The organism is Vibrio sp. 811 (genome assembly GCF_033339195.1).
This window is the reverse complement of sequence record NZ_JAWOUB010000104.1, coordinates 1-1100: the sequence shown is the minus strand read 5'-3', so window position 1 is coordinate 1100 and position 1100 is coordinate 1. Positions and strand designations below refer to the sequence as shown.

Below are 1100 nucleotides of genomic sequence, written 5' to 3'. Positions count from 1 at the left end.
AAAGCACAACTAATAAAAACAGTCGCAAAAAAGGGAAGACATGTTTAAGAAATTAAAAGCATGGTTGGGTAATGGATCTGCAAAAGTGGATACTATTTAGGATGAAATGAGCGTGTTTCAAGGTGCGACGCTGAAGGGACATGTTCATATCAAAGGTGGGGATGTTGAACAGCAGATCGACGCTATCACCATTAAATTGAACACAGAAATGAAAGTTGAAGTGGACGATAGCGTAAGTTATCAAACCTTCACTATCGACCAGCTCAAGGCGGTTGACCCGTTTGTGATTCAACCGAATGAAGAAAAACAAGTGCCTTTCGAGCTAAAACTGCATGATGAAACACCTATCACTGCGGTTAGCGCATTGAAGAACCAGTGCAATGTTTGGGTCGAAACCACTCTGGATATTGATTTTGCCATCGACCCACGAGATCGCGATTACATTGAAGTGAAACCACTACCAGTGGCATCTCGCGTTATTCGAGCGATTGAACAAGCTGGTTTTACGATGGTGAAAGCAGATGTCGAAAAAGGCTTCTTGCGCGGCGGCTCTTTTGCCTCCCGTTCTGGTATCTATCAAGAGCTTGAGTTTCGCAATAGCGGGTTTGTGTCTTCAAAAGAAATTGAGCTGTCTTTTATTTTGGAAGGGCAGATGATGCACTGTTTGGCTGAAATTGACCGTTCTTTGAGCTTCTCAGGTGATCAGTATCGCTCATTCACATTGCCAATCAATGCCACTGATGCGCAAGTGGCAGCCGCAGTGGCACCAACATTGAGTCTATAAAAACTCGCTTTCCGAGGCAGATGAAAACAGGTGCCGATATCCAATCGTGAATGCGATATCGGTACTGTTATCCATATTTCTCGCATTCTCTATCGCCATGATTTCAAGGGCAGAGTTGCCCATGAGATAGCGATATCCCATCACAATTTCATTTGACGCATCGGCAAATTCTGCTGGCCCCTCTGTGGATCCTTGATACCAGTGGTATTCAACAATAAAGTGGTGGTTTTCCCAAGGTGCATAACGATATCCGCCCGCCATTGCAGCGGTGTTGTGGCGGTAAGGTAAATCGAGAAGAGCACGATCGTCAGAACGA

General features: G+C 44.9%; 1 protein-coding gene and 1 pseudogene. One reads left to right on the top strand and one right to left on the bottom strand.

The annotated features are described in order from the left end of the window. The first annotated feature begins 40 nt into the window (after nt 1-40). A pseudogene (locus tag R7Q46_RS25140) lies at nt 41-784 on the top strand (sporulation protein). Here the strand turns inward: R7Q46_RS25140 and R7Q46_RS25135 are convergent. Then, on the bottom strand, nt 779-1100 hold a 322-nt coding region (locus tag R7Q46_RS25135), incomplete at its 5' end, for a DUF3187 family protein (RefSeq protein ID WP_318077929.1). The pseudogene R7Q46_RS25140 and the gene R7Q46_RS25135 sit on opposite strands and share 6 nt — an antisense overlap.